This window comes from Tundrisphaera macrotermitis (assembly GCF_051175315.1).
GTDB lineage: Bacteria > Planctomycetota > Planctomycetia > Isosphaerales > Isosphaeraceae > Tundrisphaera.
In genome coordinates this window covers 4053707-4072294 of the sequence record NZ_CP195100.1, presented here as the reverse complement: position 1 = coordinate 4072294, position 18588 = coordinate 4053707, and the positions used below count along the sequence as shown (strand labels likewise).

17 protein-coding genes and 2 tRNA genes are annotated in these 18588 nt (G+C 67.7%); 14 read left to right on the top strand and 5 right to left on the bottom strand.

The genetic code is table 11. From position 1 onward, the window contains the following. The first annotated feature begins 315 nt into the window (after positions 1–315). From glgX to TA3x_RS16325, 13 genes are all read left to right on the top strand, one after another. Positions 316–2463 (top strand): glycogen debranching protein GlgX, encoded by a 2148-nt coding sequence (gene glgX, locus TA3x_RS16385; protein ID WP_435015726.1) that lies wholly within the window; start codon positions 316–318, stop codon positions 2461–2463. A 78-nt stretch (positions 2464–2541) separates the two neighbouring features. Beyond that, positions 2542–4050 carry a carboxypeptidase M32 gene (locus TA3x_RS16380; RefSeq protein ID WP_435022382.1) on the top strand — a complete coding sequence of 503 codons (1509 nt, stop codon included), beginning with the start codon at positions 2542–2544 and terminating at the stop codon, positions 4048–4050. 24 nt (positions 4051–4074) lie between these two features. Next, positions 4075–4662 (top strand): thioredoxin family protein, encoded by a 588-nt coding sequence (locus TA3x_RS16375; protein WP_435015725.1) that lies wholly within the window; start codon positions 4075–4077, stop codon positions 4660–4662. Between the two features lie 60 nt (positions 4663–4722). Further along, positions 4723–4795: transfer RNA gene (locus TA3x_RS16370), tRNA-Ala, on the top strand. Between the two features lie 82 nt (positions 4796–4877). After that, positions 4878–4950, top strand: a tRNA-Ala gene (locus TA3x_RS16365). A gap of 97 nt (positions 4951–5047) precedes the next feature. Beyond that, positions 5048–5335 (top strand): hypothetical protein, encoded by a 288-nt coding sequence (locus tag TA3x_RS16360; protein WP_435015724.1) that lies wholly within the window; start codon positions 5048–5050, stop codon positions 5333–5335. Between the two features lie 389 nt (positions 5336–5724). Then, a complete protein-coding gene (gene groL / locus TA3x_RS16355) occupies positions 5725–7419 on the top strand; it encodes a chaperonin GroEL (protein ID WP_435015723.1) in 1695 nt (564 codons plus the stop codon). Between the two features lie 132 nt (positions 7420–7551). Further along, the gene (gene groES, locus TA3x_RS16350) at positions 7552–7845 is read left to right on the top strand and encodes a co-chaperone GroES (RefSeq protein WP_435015722.1); all 294 of its coding nucleotides are present in this window, start codon (positions 7552–7554) and stop codon (positions 7843–7845) included. Between the two features lie 134 nt (positions 7846–7979). Then, positions 7980–9605: a chaperonin GroEL gene (gene groL / locus TA3x_RS16345; RefSeq protein WP_435015721.1), complete on the top strand. Its 1626-nt coding sequence runs from the start codon at positions 7980–7982 to the stop codon at positions 9603–9605. Positions 9606–10173: 568 nt separating this feature from the next. Further along, positions 10174–11319: a molecular chaperone DnaJ gene (dnaJ, locus tag TA3x_RS16340; protein ID WP_435015720.1), complete on the top strand. Its 1146-nt coding sequence runs from the start codon at positions 10174–10176 to the stop codon at positions 11317–11319. A 10-nt stretch (positions 11320–11329) separates the two neighbouring features. Further along, the gene (gene grpE, locus TA3x_RS16335) at positions 11330–11821 is read left to right on the top strand and encodes a nucleotide exchange factor GrpE (RefSeq protein ID WP_435015719.1); all 492 of its coding nucleotides are present in this window, start codon (positions 11330–11332) and stop codon (positions 11819–11821) included. A gap of 18 nt (positions 11822–11839) precedes the next feature. Further along, positions 11840–12178, top strand: coding sequence for an FmdB family zinc ribbon protein (locus tag TA3x_RS16330; RefSeq protein ID WP_435015718.1), 339 nt, complete (start codon positions 11840–11842; stop codon positions 12176–12178). Beyond that, complete coding sequence (locus TA3x_RS16325; RefSeq protein ID WP_435015717.1) at positions 12175–12378, top strand: DNA gyrase inhibitor YacG; 204 nt, start codon at positions 12175–12177, stop codon at positions 12376–12378. The genes TA3x_RS16330 and TA3x_RS16325 overlap by 4 nt, the downstream gene beginning before the upstream one ends. A gap of 22 nt (positions 12379–12400) precedes the next feature. On the opposite strand, the gene TA3x_RS16320 is transcribed toward TA3x_RS16325, so the two are convergent. Next, positions 12401–13603 carry an aldo/keto reductase gene (locus TA3x_RS16320; protein ID WP_435015716.1) on the bottom strand — a complete coding sequence of 401 codons (1203 nt, stop codon included), beginning with the start codon at positions 13601–13603 and terminating at the stop codon, positions 12401–12403. A 242-nt stretch (positions 13604–13845) separates the two neighbouring features. Between TA3x_RS16320 and TA3x_RS16315 the strand changes: the two genes are divergently transcribed. Further along, positions 13846–14397: a GNAT family N-acetyltransferase gene (locus tag TA3x_RS16315; protein ID WP_435015715.1), complete on the top strand. Its 552-nt coding sequence runs from the start codon at positions 13846–13848 to the stop codon at positions 14395–14397. 57 nt (positions 14398–14454) lie between these two features. Here the strand turns inward: TA3x_RS16315 and TA3x_RS16310 are convergent, their stop codons facing one another. The 4 genes from TA3x_RS16310 to TA3x_RS16295 form a co-directional block, all read right to left on the bottom strand. Next, positions 14455–15447: a dockerin type I domain-containing protein gene (locus TA3x_RS16310; protein WP_435015714.1), complete on the bottom strand. Its 993-nt coding sequence runs from the start codon at positions 15445–15447 to the stop codon at positions 14455–14457. Positions 15448–15638: 191 nt separating this feature from the next. Further along, on the bottom strand, positions 15639–17060 hold the full coding sequence (locus TA3x_RS16305; protein ID WP_435015713.1) for a glycosyltransferase family 87 protein: 1422 nt from the start codon (positions 17058–17060) through the stop codon (positions 15639–15641). A 157-nt stretch (positions 17061–17217) separates the two neighbouring features. Beyond that, entirely contained in the window at positions 17218–18252 is a 1035-nt protein-coding gene (locus tag TA3x_RS16300) for an EscU/YscU/HrcU family type III secretion system export apparatus switch protein (RefSeq protein WP_435015712.1), read from the bottom strand. A 33-nt stretch (positions 18253–18285) separates the two neighbouring features. Further along, positions 18286–18540 carry a flagellar biosynthetic protein FliR gene (locus TA3x_RS16295; protein WP_435022380.1) on the bottom strand — a complete coding sequence of 85 codons (255 nt, stop codon included), beginning with the start codon at positions 18538–18540 and terminating at the stop codon, positions 18286–18288. Positions 18541–18588 lie beyond the last annotated feature (48 nt).

Here is an 18588-nt window from a genome sequence, read left to right as displayed (position 1 = left end):
TCGCCGCCGGGCCGATTTTATTCGCCGGGATTTCGAATCCCGTGCCCGGTCCCCGGCCCGGCTCCGCCACTATAGCCGGCCGGTTTGAGGAATGCCCGCCCCTGGGGAATTCGCCGAAGTCGGGGTGCGACTTTGTGGGAGATGGTAAACTTGATGGATCTGGAGAAGCCAGGTCCGTCACGATCCGATCGGACCGACCCGCTCGCCTCACGGAAGACCCACCTCGCCCCGGAACGCGAGTTTTTTCACAACGAATGGGCGCGGCAGCCGCCGCGAAGCGACACGATGCCGCAGATCAAGAGCCTTGAGTCGGGAATGCCGGAACCCCTGGGGCCGACCGTCACGCCCGGCGGGATCAACTTCGCGATCCACTCCGCGGGCGCCACCAGGGTCGAGCTGCTCCTCTTCGACAACATCACCGACCAGAGGCCGTCGCAGGTCATCCCGCTCTCGGCCGATTCGAATCGCACCGGGGACGTGTGGCACATCTTCGTGGCGGGCCTGCCCAACCGGACGCTCTACAACTACCGCGTCGATGGCCCGTACAACCCGGCATCCGATGGCTCGCGGTTCAACGCGGCGAAGGTCCTGCTCGATCCCTACGCCCCGGCCGTGACCGGCGACTACTACTGGCGGACGGGCGACGCCCTGGGCTACGACAACACCATCCCGGGCGATCCCGAGCGTCATCTCCGGCCCAGCGCGGTCATGAACGTGGAGGGCGCCCCCCGCTGCGTCGCCTACCTCAGCGACTTCGACTGGCAGGGGGACAAGCACCCGGACCACCCGATCGAGCATTCGATCATCTACGAGGTCCACGTCCGGGGCTTCACCCGCCACCACTCGTCGGAAAGCGACATGGGCGGGACCTATCGCGGGTTCATCGAGAAGATCCCCTACCTCAACGAGCTGGGGATCACCGCCGTCGAGCTGATGCCGGTGATGGAGTATGACCAGTTCGACTGCCCATTCCGCGACCCGTTCACCGGCGAGCGCCTGACCAACGCCTGGGGCTACAACACCACGGCGTTCTTCGCGCCGGAGTCGAGCTACAGCTACTACGGCAAGCTGGGCTCGCAGATCGACGAGTTCAAGATGCTGGTGCGGGAGCTGCACAAGAACAACATCGAGGTCATCCTCGACGTCGTGTTCAACCACACCCGCGAGGGGAACCACTTCGGGCCCTCGATCAGCTTCAAGGGGCTGGATAACCAGGCCTATTACATGCTCGTGCCCGACAAGCCGGAGTTCTACATGGACTTCACCGGCTGCGGCAACACGATGAATTGCAATCACCCGGTGGTCCGGAAGTTCATCCTGGATTGCCTCCGCTACTGGGTGACGGAGATGCACGTCGACGGCTTCCGGTTCGACCTGGCGGCGGTGTTCGCCATCGACGTCGACCTCCAGGAGAAGGGGAAGACGCCGATCATCGAGGAGATCGAGACCGACCCGGTGCTGTCGCGGATCAAGCTGATCGCCGAGCCCTGGAGCATCTCCCAGTATCGCCTCGGTTCGTTCTCCGACCGCCGCTGGGCCGAGTGGAACGGCAAGTACCGCGACACGGTCCGCAAGTGGCTCAAGGGGGATGCCGGGGTCGCCTCCGAGCTGGGGGCCCGCGTCACCGGGTCCTACGACCTGTTCGGCAGCTCCGAAGCCGACATGCGGACGCCCTACCACAGCATCAACTTCGTCACCTGCCACGACGGCTTCACCCTGAACGACCTCGTCTCCTTCAACGAGAAGCACAACGAGCGGAACGGCGAGGGGAACCGCGACGGCGCCAACGACAACGAGAGCTGGAATTGCGGCTACGAGGGGTTCGTCGAGGAGTCCGACCTCCCCGACGAGGAGAAGGAGCGGATCGAGGCCCTCCGCAAGCAGCAGATCAAGAACGCCCTGTCGATCCTGTTCCTGTCGCAGGGCACGCCGATGCTGCTCTACGGCGACGAGATGCGGAGGACCGCCGAGGGGGACAACAACACCGTCTTCCAGGACAATCACCTCAACTGGATCAACTGGGAGAACACCAAGCGCCACGCCGAGATCCTCCGGTTCACCCAGCTCCTGATCGCCTTCCGCAAGCGACACCAGTTCACGCGCGATTGGCACTACATGAGCAGCGATTCCGATGAGGCGATGACCCCCCTGCGGACCATCACCTGGCATGGCGTGAAGCCCAACGAGCCGGACTTCTCGGACTCGTCGCGGTTCGTCGCCTGGATGCTCGAAGCCTTCGAGACCAGCGACCGGGCCGACGTGCCGATCTTCGTGGCCTCCAACACGTTCTGGGAGCCGATCGACATCGAGCTGCCCCCCACCCCCAAGCGGCGCTGGTATCGGGTCATCGACACGTCGCTGCCCACCGGCCAGGACATCCTCCCCGAGGAAGAAGCCGCCTTCCTGGGCGAGCTGAACTACACCGTGAGCCCCCGCACCACGGTCGTCCTGATCGCCCGCTGAACCCGAATCGGTTAGACTCGCGGTCGGGCCGGATTCGAGGCCCGACCGCGATGACCGGCGAGGGATGAAGGCGTGACCATGCGTGAAAGCTACGAGGCTCTGGCGAGGAGGTCGCGCGAGCGGGCGACCCTGGCCTCCTGCGCGGCCCTCCTGGGCTGGGACGAGCAGACCTACCTGCCCCAGGGCGGCGCCGAGGGGCGTGGCGAGCAGATGGCCCTGCTCGCCGGCCTGGCACACGAGCGGGCCACCGACCCGAGGTTCGGCGAGCTGCTCGCCGAGGTCGAGGGGACGGAACTGGCCGCCGACCCCGACGCGCCCGAGGCCGCCAACATCCGCGAGTGGCGGCGGAACTACGAGCGGGCGACCAAGCTCCCCCGCTCGCTCGTCGAGGAGATGGCCACCGCCACCACGATGGCCCAGCAGGCCTGGGTCGAGGCGCGGGCCAGGAGCGACTTCCCGGCCTTCCGCCCCTGGCTCGAAAAGATCATGGGGCTCAAGCGCCAGGAGGCCGCCTGCCTCAGGCCCGGCTCCGGCCCGCTCTACGATGCCCTGCTCGACGAGTACGAGCCGGGCGCGACCACGGCCGAACTGACCTCGCTGTTCGCCTCCCTCCGCGCCGACCTCGTCCCGCTGGTCGCGGCGATCGTCGGCTCCAACCGCCCGAGCATCCCGGACGTCCTGGTCGGCGACTATCCCGTCGATCGCCAGCGGATCTTCGGCGAGACGGTGGCCGCCTCCATCGGGTTCGACTTCGAGCGCGGCCGGCTCGACACCACGGCCCACCCATTCTGCTCGGGGATCGGCCCCGGCGATTGCCGGATCACCACCCGGTTCGACCCCCGGGGCTTCGCCGACGCCTTCTTCGGGATCCTCCACGAGGTCGGCCACGGACTGTACGAGCAGGGGCTCGACCCGAAGCGGTTCGGCACGCCGACCGGGGAGGCGGTCTCGCTGGGCGTCCACGAGTCGCAGTCGCGACTCTGGGAGAACGGCGTCGGCCGGAGCCGGGCCTTCTGGGCCCACTGGCTGCCGCTCGCCCGCCGCGTCTTCCGCGACGCCCTCCACGGCGTCGACCCGGACGCCTTCCACGCCGCGATCAACCGCGTGGCCCCCTCGCTGATCCGCGTCCAGGCCGACGAGGTGACCTACAACCTCCACATCCTGATCCGCTTCGAGCTGGAACAGGCCCTGATCGGCGGCGACCTCGCCGTGGCCGACCTGCCCGAAGCCTGGAACGGCAAGTATCAGGCGTATCTCGGCATCCTCCCGCCCGACGATGCCCAGGGCTGCCTGCAGGACATCCACTGGGCGGCCGGGCTGGTGGGCTATTTCCCCACCTACAGCCTCGGCAACCTCTACGCCGCCCAGCTTCACGCCCGCGCCGATGCCGACCTCGGCGGGCTGGACGCGGCCCTGGCCCGGGGCGAGTCGGCGGGCCTGCTCGAATGGCTCCGCGCCCGGGTCCACCGCTTCGGCCAGCAATACCCGGCCGGCGAGCTGATCCGCCGCGCCACCGGCGTCCCGCTCGACCACCGACCCCTGATCGATGCCCTGCAAGCCAAGTACGGCGAGATCTACGCCCTCTGAACCGATTGCCCGGAGACGTCCCCGATGGCCCTGACCCCTTCGACCATGCTCCCCCTGGGCACGAAGGCCCCCGCGTTCGCCCTGCCCGACCCCTCGGGCCAGATCTTCGAACTCGATCAGATCGCCCGGCCCGGCCAGATCCTGACGGTCTGGTTCCTCTGCAACCACTGCCCCTACGTCAAGCATGTCCGCCATGCGCTGGCCGACCTCGGACGAGCCTACCAGGCCAAGGGCGTCGCGGTGGTGGGGATCAACTCCAACGACGCCGACGCCTATCCGTCCGACAACCCCGAGGCGATGGCCCGCGAGGCGGCCGAGGTCGGCTACACGTTCCCGTACCTGTTCGACGCGACCCAGAAGGTGGCCCACGCCTACCACGCGGCCTGCACGCCCGACTTCTACGTCTTCGACGCCGACCGGTCCCTGGTCTATCGCGGCCAGATGGACGCCAGCCGGCCCGGCAACCCGATCCCGGTCTCCGGCGTCGACCTCCGCCTGGCCCTGGACGCCGCCATCGATGGCCGCCCTCCCCTGGAGATCCAGCGGCCCAGCATGGGCTGCAACATCAAGTGGCGCCCCGGCAATGAGCCCGACTATTACGGGAAGGCTTGAATTCTCGGCCTACCCCGTTGACATCGCCCGCGAGACCCGGTATCTTCATCCCCACACGACGGGGGATTAGCTCAGCTGGGAGAGCGCTTGCATGGCATGCAAGAGGTCAGGGGTTCAAATCCCCTATCCTCCACCTTCCCTCCGGCTCGCAAATCATTGCGGCCGGAGGTTTTTTCTTCTCTTTGATATTTGAAGAACGCACCGCGACGCAATGCGGGGGATTAGCTCAGCTGGGAGAGCGCTTGCATGGCATGCAAGAGGTCAGGGGTTCAAATCCCCTATCCTCCATTCACAGGGACCTATGCCTGGGGCGATGTTCGCCTTCGGTCCTTGCCTATCGGTCAGCGTCCTGTGGCGTTGGCCGATGTTCATCACTCGATGAGTGATGCTGCCTCTCTTGAGGCTTCGACTGGTGGGGCTTGATATCGTCGAACTGGTCATGGCCATTGAATCGACGTTTGGTATCAACATCCCCAACGAGGTGGCGCCGACCCTGGAAACCCTCGGCGACATCGAACGATTCGTCATCCAGGCGTTGCAAGAGCGCGGATCGCCGGTCGATCATGCGGAAGTATGGTCACGGATCACGGCCATCATGAAGCAGGACTTCGGCATCGCGGCCGATCGTGTCCGTCCAGATGCCCATCTGGTCGATGATCTCGGTTTGGACTGATCGTCGACTCGTCCAACCGCGACCCGAGGCCGCGGCATCGACCCCTGCTTCGCGGACTTTCCTCGCTCGTTTTGCGGCGTCGAGTGGGGCGTTCTCCCGCTCAATCGGATCGCCCATCCGACCGGGTTGGCCACGCTTCGGATGGGCGACTGTCATGTCCGATCCTGCTGTCAAAACGGCAGGGGAAGTGAGCATCCGGTAAAATCGGATTGTGTCATAAGTCTTTTGGTTGTAATCGCTAGCGTGCCGTTCGAATGGTGCGGTATAGCCCTTGCATATTGGGTGTGCGAATCCGAAATTCTCGGAAGGGGCAGACGCTGGTTGCCCCGCCGGTGCCCCGGTGACCCGGGAGCCGGGGTGTTTCGTCCGCGACGCAGGGAGATTTTCACGTGGCGAAGATTTTGGCCTACGACGAGGAGGCGCGCCAGAAGTTGGCGAGCGGCGTCTCCAAGCTGGCCCGGGCGGTCCGCAGCACGCTGGGCCCGCGCGGCCGGAACGCCGTCATCGACAAGGGCTGGGGCAGCCCGACGGTGACCAAGGACGGCGTGACCGTGGCCGAGGAGATCGAGCTGACCGATCCCTATGAGAACATGGGGGCCCAGCTGGTCAAGGAGGCCGCCAGCAAGACCTCCGACGTCGCCGGCGACGGCACCACCACCGCCACCGTCCTGGCCGAGGCGATCTTCAAGGAGGGCCTGAAGGCCCTGGCCGCCGGCGCCGACGCCATGGGCCTGAAGCGCGGGATCGACAAGGCGGTCGCCGCCGTGATCGAGAACGTCAAGGGCCAGAGCAAGACCGTCTCCGACAAGGAGATCCCCGAGGTCGCGGCCATCTCGGCCAACAACGACAAGGCCATCGGCGAGAAGCTGGCCGACGCCTTCAAGCGGGTCGGCAAGGACGGCGTGATCACCGTCGAAGAAGGCAAGGGCTTCGAGACGTCGGTCGACGTCGTCGAGGGGATGCAGTTCGACCGCGGCTACCTCAGCCCGCACTTCGTCACCGACCAGGACCGGATGGAAGTCGTCCTGGATGACCCGTACATCCTCATCTTCGAGGAGAAGATCAGCACGCCCAAGGTGCTGATCCCGCTGCTGGAGCAGATCGCCCGCTCCAACAAGCCGCTCATGGTCATCGCCGAGGACGTCGAGGGCGAGGCCCTGGCCACGCTGGTCGTCAACAAGCTCCGCGGCATCCTCCAGGTCGTCGCCGTCAAGGCGCCCGGCTATGGCGACCGCCGCAAGGCGATCATGGGCGACATCGCCGTGCTGACCGGCGGCAAGGCGATCTTCAAGGACCTCGGCATCGACCTGGAGAGCGTCCAGCTCACTGACCTCGGCCGGGCCCGCAAGGTCACCATCGACGGCGATAACACCACGATCGTCGAAGGCGCCGGCACCCAGGACGAGATCAAGGGCCGCGCGGAGATGATCCGCCGCGAGATCCAGGGGACCGACAGCGAGTACGACCGCGAGAAGCTCCAGGAGCGGCTCGCCAAGCTCGCCGGCGGCGTCGCCCAGATCAACGTCGGGGCCGCCACCGAGACCGAGATGAAGGAGCGGAAGGCGCTGGTCGAGGACGCCCTCCACGCCACCCGCGCCGCGATCGAGGAAGGGATCGTCCCGGGCGGCGGCACCGCCCTGATCCGCGCCGCCAAGGCCCTGGACTCGCTCAACCTCGAAGGGGATGAGGCCCTGGGCGTCGCGATCATCCGTCGCGCCCTGGAGCAGCCCGCCCGCTCGATCGCCGAGAACGCCGGCATCGACGGCGCCGTGGTCGTCAGCAAGATCCAGAAGTCGACCGACGCCAACTTCGGCTACAACGCCGAGGCCAACACCTGGGGCGACATGCTCGCCGCCGGGATCGTCGACCCGACCAAGGTGACCCGCTCGGCCCTCCAGAACGCCGCGTCGGTGGCCGGGCTCCTGCTCACCACCGAGGCCATCATCGTCGAGAAGAAGGTCAAGAAGGCCGCCGGCGGCGAAGACCATCATGACCACGGCGGTGGCATGGGCGGGATGGGTGGCATGGGCGGGATGGGCGGGATGGGTGGCATGGGCGGGATGGGTGGCATGGGGATGATGTGATCGGCGGTCGCCAATCGCTCCCCTGCCCCGATCCCATACGAACCCAACGTCGACACGCGATACGACCCGGCCCCGCAGCTCGCGGGGTCGGTTTCCCCTGAATCCGATATGAATCGCAAGGAACCGACCGCGATGGCCAAGATTCGCCCGCTCGAAGACCGCGTCGTGATCAAGCAGATCGAAGCCGAAGAGAAGACCACGGGCGGGATCGTCCTCCCCGACACCGCCAAGGAGAAGCCCCAGCGCGGCCGCGTCGTCTCGGTCGGCCCCGGCAAGCTCCTCGACAACGGCGAGCGTGCCCCGATCGGGGTGGCGGAAGGGGACGAGATCCTCTTCGGCAAGTACTCCGGCACCGAGCTGAAGGTCGACGGCGAGGAGATCAAGATCCTCCGCGAATCCGACATCCTGGCCAAGATCCTCAAGTGAGGTCGCAGCGATCCGCCGTCCTCCCGCGATGACGGCCGAACGGGGCGGGCCCCGGGTTTCCCAAACGAACCCAAGCTCGCCCCCGCCGGCCGCCGCGAGAGGGACTCGGATCGCTCCCCCAAGGAGCCCCGCCCGTGCCCAAGCAGCTTTTGTTCTCCGATGCCGCCCGCCGGAAGATGCTGGAAGGCGTCGACATCCTGGCCCACGCCGTCGGCACCACGCTCGGCCCGACCGGCCGCAACGTCATCCTGAGCAAGTCCTTCGGCGGCCCCACGGTCACCAAGGACGGCGTCACGGTCTCCAAGGAGATCGAACTGCCCGACCCGTTCGAGAACATGGGGGCCAAGCTGGTCAACGTCGTGGCGTCCAAGACGTCGGACGTCGCCGGCGACGGCACGACCACGGCCACCATCCTGGCCCGTGCCATCTTCCGCGAAGGGCTGAAGAACGTCACCTCCGGCGCCAACCCGACCGCGATCCGTCGCGGCATCGAGAAGGCCGTCGAGGCCGCCGTCGAGGAGTTGACCACCAACCTGTCGCGCCCCGTGTCGAAGAAGGAAGAGATCGCCCAGGTCGGGACGATCTCGGCCAACAACGACAAGACGATCGGCACCCTGCTGGCCGACGCCGTCGAGAAGGTCGGCCGTGACGGCGTGATCACCGTCGAGGAAGGCAAGACCGCCGCCACGACGCTCGAATTCGTCGAGGGGATGCAGTTCGACAAGGGCTACCTCAGCCCCTACTTCGTCACCAGCCCGACCTCCATGGAGGCCGTGCTCGACGACGCCCTGATCCTTCTCCATGAGAAGAAGATCGGCAACCTCCGCGAGATGATCCCCCTGCTGGAGAAGGTCGCCCAGTCGGGCAAGCCGCTCCTGATTATCGCCGAGGACGTCGACGGCGAGGCCCTGGCCACCCTGGTCGTCAACAAGCTCCGCGGCATCCTCAACATCTGCGCCGTCAAAGCCCCCGGGTTCGGCGACCGCCGCAAGGCGATGCTCGGCGACATGGCGATCCTGACCGGCGGCACGGTGATCAGCGAGGACCTCGGCCTGAAGCTGGAGAACTTGCAGCTCAACCAGCTCGGCCACGCCAAGCAGGTGAAGGTCAGCAAGGACAACACGACGATCATCCAGGGGGCCGGCAAGCGCGAGGACATCCAGAAGCGCGTCGAGCAGCTCCGCCGCCAGATCAGCGAGACCGAGAGCGAGTACGACAAGGAGAAGTTCCAGGAGCGCCTGGCGAAGATCTCCGGCGGCGTCGCCCTCATCAACGTCGGTGCCGCGACCGAAGCCGAGATGAAGGAAGTCAAGGCCCGCGTCGAGGACGCCCTCCACGCCACCCGCGCGGCGGCCGAGGAAGGGATCGTCCCGGGCGGCGGCACCGCCCTGCTCCGCGTCATCCCCGCCGTCCAGAAGGTGCACGACACTCTCTCCGGCGACGAGAAGCTGGGCGCTGCGATCATCCTCCGGTCGCTCGAAGAGCCGATCCGCCACATCGCCGGCAACTCGGGCCACGACGGCGGCGTGATCGCCGAAGAGGTCAAGTCGCTCACCGGGTCGAAGGGCTTCAACGCCAACACCGGCGAGTACGTCGACATGTTCGAGGCCGGGATCGTCGACCCCACCAAGGTCACCCGCTCCGCCCTCCAGAACGCCGCCTCGATCGCCGCCCTGATGCTCACCACCGAGGCGATGATCACCAACGTCAAGGACGATGAGGACAAGAACGCGGCCCGCGCCGAAGGTTCGGTCCGCTGATCCTCTGATCGGATCGATGAGGGTGCCGGCGGCGGATCTCACCGTCCCGGCACCCTCATGATCGAGGAACGTCGTGGAGGTTTCTGCTGAATCGGCACATCAAGATGGCGGTGTGGGTTGTCATCGGCCCATTCTGCCCTCCCCCTGGCGGGACGCCAAAGATCGAAGTCCGCTCGTTTGGCTGAAATGTTCGATCTGGTTTGCCTTTGCGTTCCCGACTGGCTCCGTGATATTCGGCGCAATCGACTCATTGGCGAGTCCTGGCCAGATGGGCTGGGATGACCTCCTGTCCGAGTGGCTCCGATGTACCTTGGTGATCTGTTGCATTTCGCTGGTTGCATGGTCTGGCGTGGGCATCCTCCTCTTCAGGGATGATGTCCATAGCAAACGCGTCCTGAGAGTCACTCGTGAAGCTCGTGGTTGATCCGAATTCGGCTGATATCAAAATAGTCGATCCCAATACGTGAGGGAGGCGGGGGCCAAGCGGCGTGTCGCGACCGGGGTGGATTATGCTATCCTGGAGCCTGACGACCCGCCGCAACCGGGCCCCGAAAGAGATCCCGTGCCGATGGCCACGAAGCGCGATTATTACGAAGTCCTCGGCCTGAAGAAGGACGCGGGGACGGACGACATCAAGAAGGCCTACCGGCAACTGGCCCTGAAGAACCACCCGGACCGCAACCCCGGCGACGCCGAGGCCGAGGCCAGGTTCAAGGAAGCGGCCGAGGCGTACGAGGTCCTGTCCGACCAGCAGAAGCGAGCCCGCTACGACCGCTACGGCCACGCCGGGCTGGAAGGGGCCGCCCACCACGACTTCCGCAACGCCGACGACATCATGTCGGCGTTCGGGGACATCTTCGGCGGCGGCCTGTTCGGCGACCTGTTCCAGCAGCGGAAGCGCGGGCCCCGGCCCGGGCAGGACCTGCTGATGAAGATCGACATCGAGCTGATCGAGGCCGCCCGGGGCACGACCAAGGCGGTCGACGTGACCCGCGCCGAGGCCTGCGGCGAGTGCAAGGGGTCCGGGGCCAAGAAGGGCACCGTCGCCACCACCTGCAATTACTGCTCGGGCCAGGGCCAGGTCGTCCAGTCGCGCGGGTTCTTCCAGGTGGCCACCACCTGCCCGGCCTGCGGCGGGGACGGGGTGCGGATCAACGACCCCTGCCCGTCCTGCAAGGGCCAGGGCAAGGTGCCGTCGATGGCCCACCTCAAGATCGACGTCCCGCCCGGCGTCGAGACCGGGATGTGGCTCCAGTTGCGGAACCAGGGGGAGGCCGGCGACCCCGGTGCGCCCCGGGGCAACCTCCGGGTCCAGATCCAGGTCAAGCCGCATCCGTTCTTCGAACGGCACCGCAACGACCTGGTCTGCCAGGTCCCGATCAGCTTCCCGCAGGCGGCCCTGGGCGCCGAGATCGAGGTGCCGACCCTGGACGGCCCCGATCGGCTGACCGTGCCCAAGGGGACGCAGAGCGGCGACGTGCTCAAGCTCAAGGGCCGGGGCATGCCCGACCTGAACGGCCGGGGCCGCGGCGACGAGCTGATCGAGGTGCTGGTGGAGACCCCGAGGCATCTCAGCACGCGCCAGGAAGAGCTGCTCCGCGAACTCGCCGAGATCGAGCACGAGGTCGTCAGTCCGAAGCGGAAGAGCTTCTTCGAGAAGCTCCGTGATTATTTCACCGAGGACGAGGAAGCCGCCGACGAGGCGCGTTCCTGAGGAGAGTCTCATGAGCGACCCGAGCACTGCCAACGACTCGATCGGCCCGGCCGGCGACGAACTCGCGGAAGTCACCCGCCAGCGCGATGACTGCCAGGATCAGCTGCTCCGGCTCCGCGCCGAGTTCGCCAACTACCAGAAACGGTCGAAGATCCAGGCCGACAACGACCGCCAGTACATGATCGTGCCCCTGGCGCAGGACGTCCTGAACGCGCTCGACAACTTCGACCGCGCCATCGAGGCGGCCAGGGCCGAGGGCGCCTCCGGGATCGTCGCCGGCCTGGACATGGTCCAGAAGCAGCTGGTCGACGCGCTGGGCAAGCACGGCGTGGAGCCGATCGCGGCCCTCGGCGAGCCGTTCAACCCGAATCTCCACGAAGCCATCATGCAGCAGAGCCACGCCGACAAGCCGGAGGGGACCGTCGTGGCCGAGCTGGTCAAGGGCTACAAGCTGAAAGACCGCGTCCTCCGCCCATCCAAGGTCGCCGTCTCGGTGCTCTGACCGATCCGAAGGGAACCCATGCCGACCTACGACTATATCTGCGACGCCTGCGGGCACGAATTCGAGGCCTTCGAATCGATCAAGGCCGACTCGCAGACCATCTGCCCGTCCTGCAACGAGCCGAAGCTCCGCCGCAAGATCGGCGCGGGGGCCGCGATCCTGTTCAAGGGCTCCGGCTTCTACCAGACCGACTACCGGAGCGACTCCTACAAGAAGGGGGCCGAGGCCGACAAATCGGCTTCGAAGCCGGCGGCCGACTCGTCCTCCTCGTCCTCCTCGTCCTCCTCGTCCTCCTCGTCCTCCTCGTCCGCCCCGAAGCCCGAGTCCAAGCCGTCCACCGGGGGGGCCGCCACGTGATCCGGGGCCGGTGCCCGATCTGCGGCAAGGCCTTCGAACTGGCCCGGCTGGACGACCTGCCGAGCTTCCCGTTCTGCTCGGATCGCTGCCGGATGGTCGACCTGGGCCGCTGGATCGACGGGAGCTACACCATCCCGGGCTCGGCCCCGATCGAGCCGGCCGACGGGATGGCGAAAGGGCCGGAGGTCGAGGAAGAGTGACCGTCCGGCCCGGCGGGCCGTCTCAGGCGAGGTGGCGGTCGGCGTCCCGGAGGAGCTGGACCACCGGCAGGCCGTGCGGGCAGGACGCGTCGAGTCCGGCGAGGTCGGCGTCGGCGATCGCCCGCGAGGCCGGCGGCAGGGCCTGGTACAGGGCCCGGGCCTCTTCGCGCTTGCCATACCCCTGGTAATAGCGGTAGTACCGCAGGACGGTATCGACCGGGACGCCTCGGGCCGCGGTCTCGCACAGGTGGCCGCACCCGTGGCAGTAGAGGTTGGCTGTCCGGGCCTTGTGCTCTTCGAGCAGGCGGGCCTCCTTGGGGGTCAGGGCTTCGAGGCTCGCCGACAGGTTCATCTTGAGCTGTTCGGTGTTGGTCATCTCGCTGACGATCGCGTGGATCCGCTCGTCATTCCACACGCTCTTGAGCGCCGCCTGGGGGATGGCGAGCCCCTTTTCGACGAGGGCGGTCATCCTCGGGACCTCATCGCCCAGCTTGAACTCCTTGGCCCCGCCCTGGGTCTTCATGGCCACGATGCCGATGTTGGCCTTCGAAGCGGCGTCCACGGCCCGGCGGAGGGTATCGCCGTCCATCTTCCGGAAGTTGAACTCGATCATCATCTGGTCGATCCAGCCCGCCTCGGCGGCGGCCTCGATGATCTCGGAGATCATGGCGTCGTGGCAGCTGAATCCGGCGAAGCGGATCTTGCCCGCCTTCTTCAGCTTCTCGAACGTCTTCTTGACCCCCTCGTCCTTGAAGATCGACAGGTCTTTGCCGGACACACCGTGCATGTAATAGGCATCGACGTAATCGGTCTTGAGCCGTTCGAGGCTGGCTTCCAGGTGGGTCTCGAACGACCTGGCCTTGGCGTCGCCCTGGGCGCGGGAGTAGCTGCTGTTCTTGGTGACCAGGAACACGTCCTTCCGCATGCCGGTCCGTTCCAGCACCTGGCCGATCGTCTTCTCCGACTGGCCGCGCTCGTAGGTCTCCGACGAGTCGATGTAGCGGACGCCCGCGTACAGGGCCCTCTGGACGAAGGACGGGTCCACGTTCCAGCTCGTCCCCATGCCGAGCTTGGTCACCTTCTGGCCGGTCTTGCCCAGGGTGACCAGCGGGATCGGCGTCGCCGGGGGGGCGGCCAGGGCGGGATCGGCCAGGCCCATCGCGGCGCCGGCGGCCGCGGCCGTCTTCAAGAAGTGGCGCCGGTTGCCTCCGCACGTTCCTTCCATCTTCGCATCTCCCCATCGATCGAGGCTGGCTCGGTCCCTGGCGCCCACCGCGTAGGCGCCGGCCCCACCGCGGTGCGACCGCGCCCATTGTGCGGGCCCCACGCCGGGTGTTCAACAACCATCTGGCAATTCCCGGACGGGCGGCCGAGCCTCGCCCGGCCGGAGGGTTGCCGAGGTCGGGGGGCGCTACGAATAATGGAGGCTCCCAGCCCGATGGTCCGGCCCCCGAGGCGAACCTGCCGATGCTCGTGGTCGAGACCGAACGCCTCATCCTCCGCCACCTCAGGCACGAAGACATCGACGACCTGGCGGAGATCCAGGGCGATCCCGAAGTCATGCGCCATTTCCCGTCCGGCCCGAGGACTCGCGAGGAGACCCGCCGCGACCTCGAACGCTGCATCGCCTTGCAGGCCCAGCACGGGTTCAGCCTGTGGGCGACGGTCGATCGCGCCGATGGCCGGCTGATCGGCCGTTGCGGCCTCCTGCCCCAGAAGCTCCAGGGGGCCGACGAGGTCGAGATCGCCTACCTGCTGGCGCGCGACCGTTGGGGGCTCGGGCTGGCGACGGAAGCCGCCCGCGCGGTCCGCGACCTGGGCTTCGGCCGTTTCGGGCTCGGCCGGATGGTCTCGATCATCGACCGGTACAACCTCGGATCGAGGCGGGTGGCCGAGAAGGTGGGGCTCCGCCAGGAGCGGGTCATCCAGTTCATGCACCACCGGTGCATGCTCTACGCGATCGAGGCCGACGGAGGTGGTGTCGAGGCCCCGGCGAGGGGCGTGCCGAGCCCGCCGTGAACCCCCGACGCGGGCCGGGGGTGTCATCGGCATCGGCTCGTCGAACAGGGGGATCGATCAGGTCGCGGTGGTGCTGTAGGTGATCGGGGCGATCGTGCCGACGATCTTCTGGTTGAACCCGTCCCGGGTCTCGACCTTGAAGGTGTTCGAGCCTTCGCCGAGGCGGACGTTGATGGTGTAGTTGCCCGCGACATCGGCCATCGTCGTGACCGGCGTCGTCTTGTCGCTGGCCTCGGAGTAGGTGATCGAGGCGCCCGGGGTGGCGGTGCCGTTGATCTTGATGTCCGGGATGTTGGTGATGCGGTCGGCCAGGCCGCTATCGCTGGCCGGGTCCAGGTTCGCGGTGATCACGGGCGAGACCAGGACCTTGAGGCCCTTGTTCTTGTTGACGAAATTCAGGTCGGCCTTATCGATCCGGCCATTCCGGTTGGAGTCGATGTCGAAGTCATACTTCGAGGTGTCGGCGGCCGCGGTGCTCGTGGTGCTGGTGGCCACCGCCCCCATGGCGTAGGACGTGGCGTTGGAGTCGGCCGTATCGACGATCCCGTTGCCATCGGCGTCGCCGGGGATGAAGAAGCCGACGAGCATGTCGCCCGTCTTCGCGTTGGCCCCCCGGACGTTGACCTTGTAGGTCTGGGCCTTTCCGGCCAGGAGATCCCTGGTCGGGATCGTGACCGTCACCGCGCTGGACTTGTTGCCGTTGCCGTCATTGCCGCCCTTCTTCACGGCCTTGTCGTAGACGGCGTTGGTCACCTTCAGGACCTTCCCGCCCGGGGCGGTCACCGACTTGACGACCGGCGAGGCCGCCGACCCGGAATCCGGGGCGACGTCGAGCCCGAGGACGATCGACTTCTTCCCCTTGGGGACCGAGATCAGCTTGGGGTCGAGCACGAACGACACGGAGACCTGCCCGCCCGGCTTGTTGAGCGTGGCCGGGACGATCGCGAAGGTGTTGCCCACGCCCCCGGTCATGAGTTGGCGGGTTTCCAGGCCCTCGGCGGAGAGGGTGGGGGTGCGGCGACGCTTCGGGGTCGGTTGTGACGTGTTCATGGCGGGCCCTCCGTGGCCATCGTGCGTTTAGGGGACCGCCCCGTGCAAATCGGTCCGATCGCTGGGTCGGGGCGGTGACTCGGACGTTCCATCCTTGGAAGTGCCTCGAATCCTACGCAGTCCGTCAAGCGATGCGAGAGGCGAGCGGCCGACCCGGCAGGGGTCGGGTCGGCCGGGCGATCATCGGGAGGCTACTCGCCGTCGCGGCGAGAGAGGTCGGGGAATGGCCCCGGCACGTACGCGAGGCGCCGATCGTCGCCCTCCGGGAACAGGACGCCGGAGGGGCCGGCCAGGTCGTGGGCGGCCGGATCGACGCGGGCACCGGTCGGGAGCGACCGGGGATTGGGCCCCCGCTCGACGTAGACCCGCCATGCCGTCGCGAGGTACAGGACCATCGCCGACCACAGGAACATCCCGTAGGCCTGCGCGATCTTGTGCCCCTGCTGGCGGGCGAAGAGCCCGCCCATCTCGGTCGACGTGGTGGCCATGAAGGCGGCCGACGTGATCAGCACGCCGACCAGCGCCGCGCGGGCCCTCGGGGCCAGGCCCGAGACTCCCGCCCGATAGGTCAGGTAGGTGAACGGGAGCACGAGCGTGACGAAGTGGTGCTTCCAGCTCCGCTCCGACACGAACAGCATCGTCAGGACCACCAGCGAGAACTCGCCGAGCAGCCTCGGGTCGTCGCGCCGGGTGGTCCGGGTCCGGCAGAGCCAGGCCAGCAGGCCGACCAAGCCGACCGAGAGCCCCTTGATCAACTGGACCACCAGGGCCGGATCCCAGTCGACGAAGTTGACGTGCCGCTTCAGGGCATATCGTCCGACCCGGTTGGTCTCGGTCATCAACCGCGTCAGGACGCCGACCAGGGACTGGTTGATCTCCTGATCCCCGACCTTGTCGCCGCTGACGTAAGGGCTCAGGATCCGGTTGAACCACGAGACCAGGCAGATGCCGTTGAATTCGGGGCCGAGGAAGAGGCTCGGCACGATCAGGAGGAAGATCCCCATGCCGAGCAGGGTCGCCCCCACCGTCCGCCACTGCCGCTTCCAGACGAAGTAGGCGACGAAGAGTGCCGGGGTGACCTTGTAGGAGATCGACAGGGCCAGGATCAGCCCGGCCAGCACGTCGTAACCCTTCCGCCACGCATACAGGGAGCTGACCACGAGGAACATGATCAGCAAATTATTATTGGCATGGTGGAGGTCGCTCATGATCGGGCGGAGGCTCAGGAGCACCACGCCCGCCTGGACCCATGACGGTATCGGTTTCTGATTGAATCGGACCATCCGGAAGCACATGAGGATCGCGGCCCCGGCCATGCCCGCCTTCAGGACGAACCAGGCCAGGGATCCCTGCATGGGCGGCAGCTTCATCAGGGGATAAAGCGACAGCGGCATGATCGGCGGATTCGGGAAGAAGTATTCATCGTAGATGTTGACGCCTTGCATCATCTCGATGATCTGGTGGCGCCAGCGCAGGAACGCGCCGCGATCCTCGGCGGCCTTGTCGGCGTGGATCAAGCCGGTGCCGATGATGGTGATCAGCGCGGCGATCCAGACGGCGCGCCGGCCGTGGCGATCGGGGTCGGGCGCGGGCGCCGGGGTGGGAGGCGGCACGAGTCCCTCCTTCCTTGGAGGTCGGAATCCGAGACGAGAGAACGGGCGGCGAATCCGCATCCTGCGGCGACGGGCCCGGAAGCCGGACGGGGTGGCCCGCCGACTCGGGACGAGGTATACCCGGCCCGACCGGAACGGTCAACCCCGCCTCCGGCCGCTATTCCTGCCGCCCGGCCGCTCGCGTCGCGGCCGGCCAATGCCGCCCCGGGCCGATCCAGACCTCGGGGGGGACCACAGGCGAGGGCAGACGCGCCAGGCGGATCGCCAGTTCCGGGGCCGCCACCGGCGTCAGGCCGGCTCGCTCTGCCGCGCGGAGCAAGGAGGCGCCGGCGGCCCCCTTGGCCGAGGACCGGACCACGACCCGCTTCGGCGGCGGGCCCCCGGCCAGGATCACGGCCAGCCCCTTCGGCCCGGAGACGACGAGCGTGGCCCCGGCGAACAGCTCGGGGGCGTCCCCCCGCCAGGCCCGGGCCAGCCGACGGCGGCGGGATCGGAGCGCCGGGTCGCCGTCGGCGGCGCGTTCGTCCTCGCGATGCTGATCGGGCGTCATCTGCAGCATCGCCTCGACCCGGCGATGCTGGAGCACGAAGTCGATCAGGCCCAGGATCAGGCTCGTCGCGGCGAGCGCCCCGGCCATCAGCCGGAGGGTCCCGGCGGCGGCGTGGGCGAGCTGCGACGGCCCGAGGCGGCCGACCCGGTGGAGGTCGACCAGGTTGGATCGGATCAGGGCCAGGCCCACGGCGACGACGGCGGCCGCCTTCAGCAGGCCCCACACCCCCCGGCCGAAACGGGTCGAGAGGCCCGGCCCGCCGAAGTTCGCGAATCGGGTGGGGTCCGGGGCGAGCATCCCCGGCAGGAACAGGCCGCCCACCTGGGCCTGGTGGGCCAGGATGGCCGCCACGGCCGACCCGCCCACGATCCCGGCCAGGGGCCCGCCGATCGCGAACGCCGATCGCCTGAGGCGATCGACCACCTCGGCCGCGCCGCCCGTCCCCAGCAGGCCGACTTGCCAGGGCTCTCGGACCAATCCGACCAGGGCCAGGGTGAGGTCGTCCCCCCAGATCCCCAGCAAGGCCGTCGCGGCCAGCAGCCCCGCGGCTCCGGTGAGGTCGGGGCTGCGGGCCACCTGCCCCTGCTCCCGGGCGAGCATCCTGCGGCGTTTCGAAGGGGCGTGGGTCCGATCCTCGGACATGGCTCGATCGCTCTCTGCAGGAGGTCCGAAAGGTCAGCCGCCGATGCTCGCGGGGGACCAGCCCCAGGGGAACGTCCCGTGCCAGGCTGTCGTCAGGGTCGCCGCCAGGGTCACGATCCCGATCAGCGCCAGCCCCAGGCCCAGCACCAACCGGGCGGGCAAGGCCAGGGTGATCAGCGAGAGCGATGGCGCGGCGCGGCCGAGCAGGCCCAGGGCCAGCCCCGCCATCGCCAGGGCCACGCCCGCCGGGGCCGCCGCCCGCAGGGCCAGGGCGAGGGCCCACCCGATCCGCGCGGCAGGCGCGGGTGGCCGTCTCGGCCGAGATCGAGAGTCCCC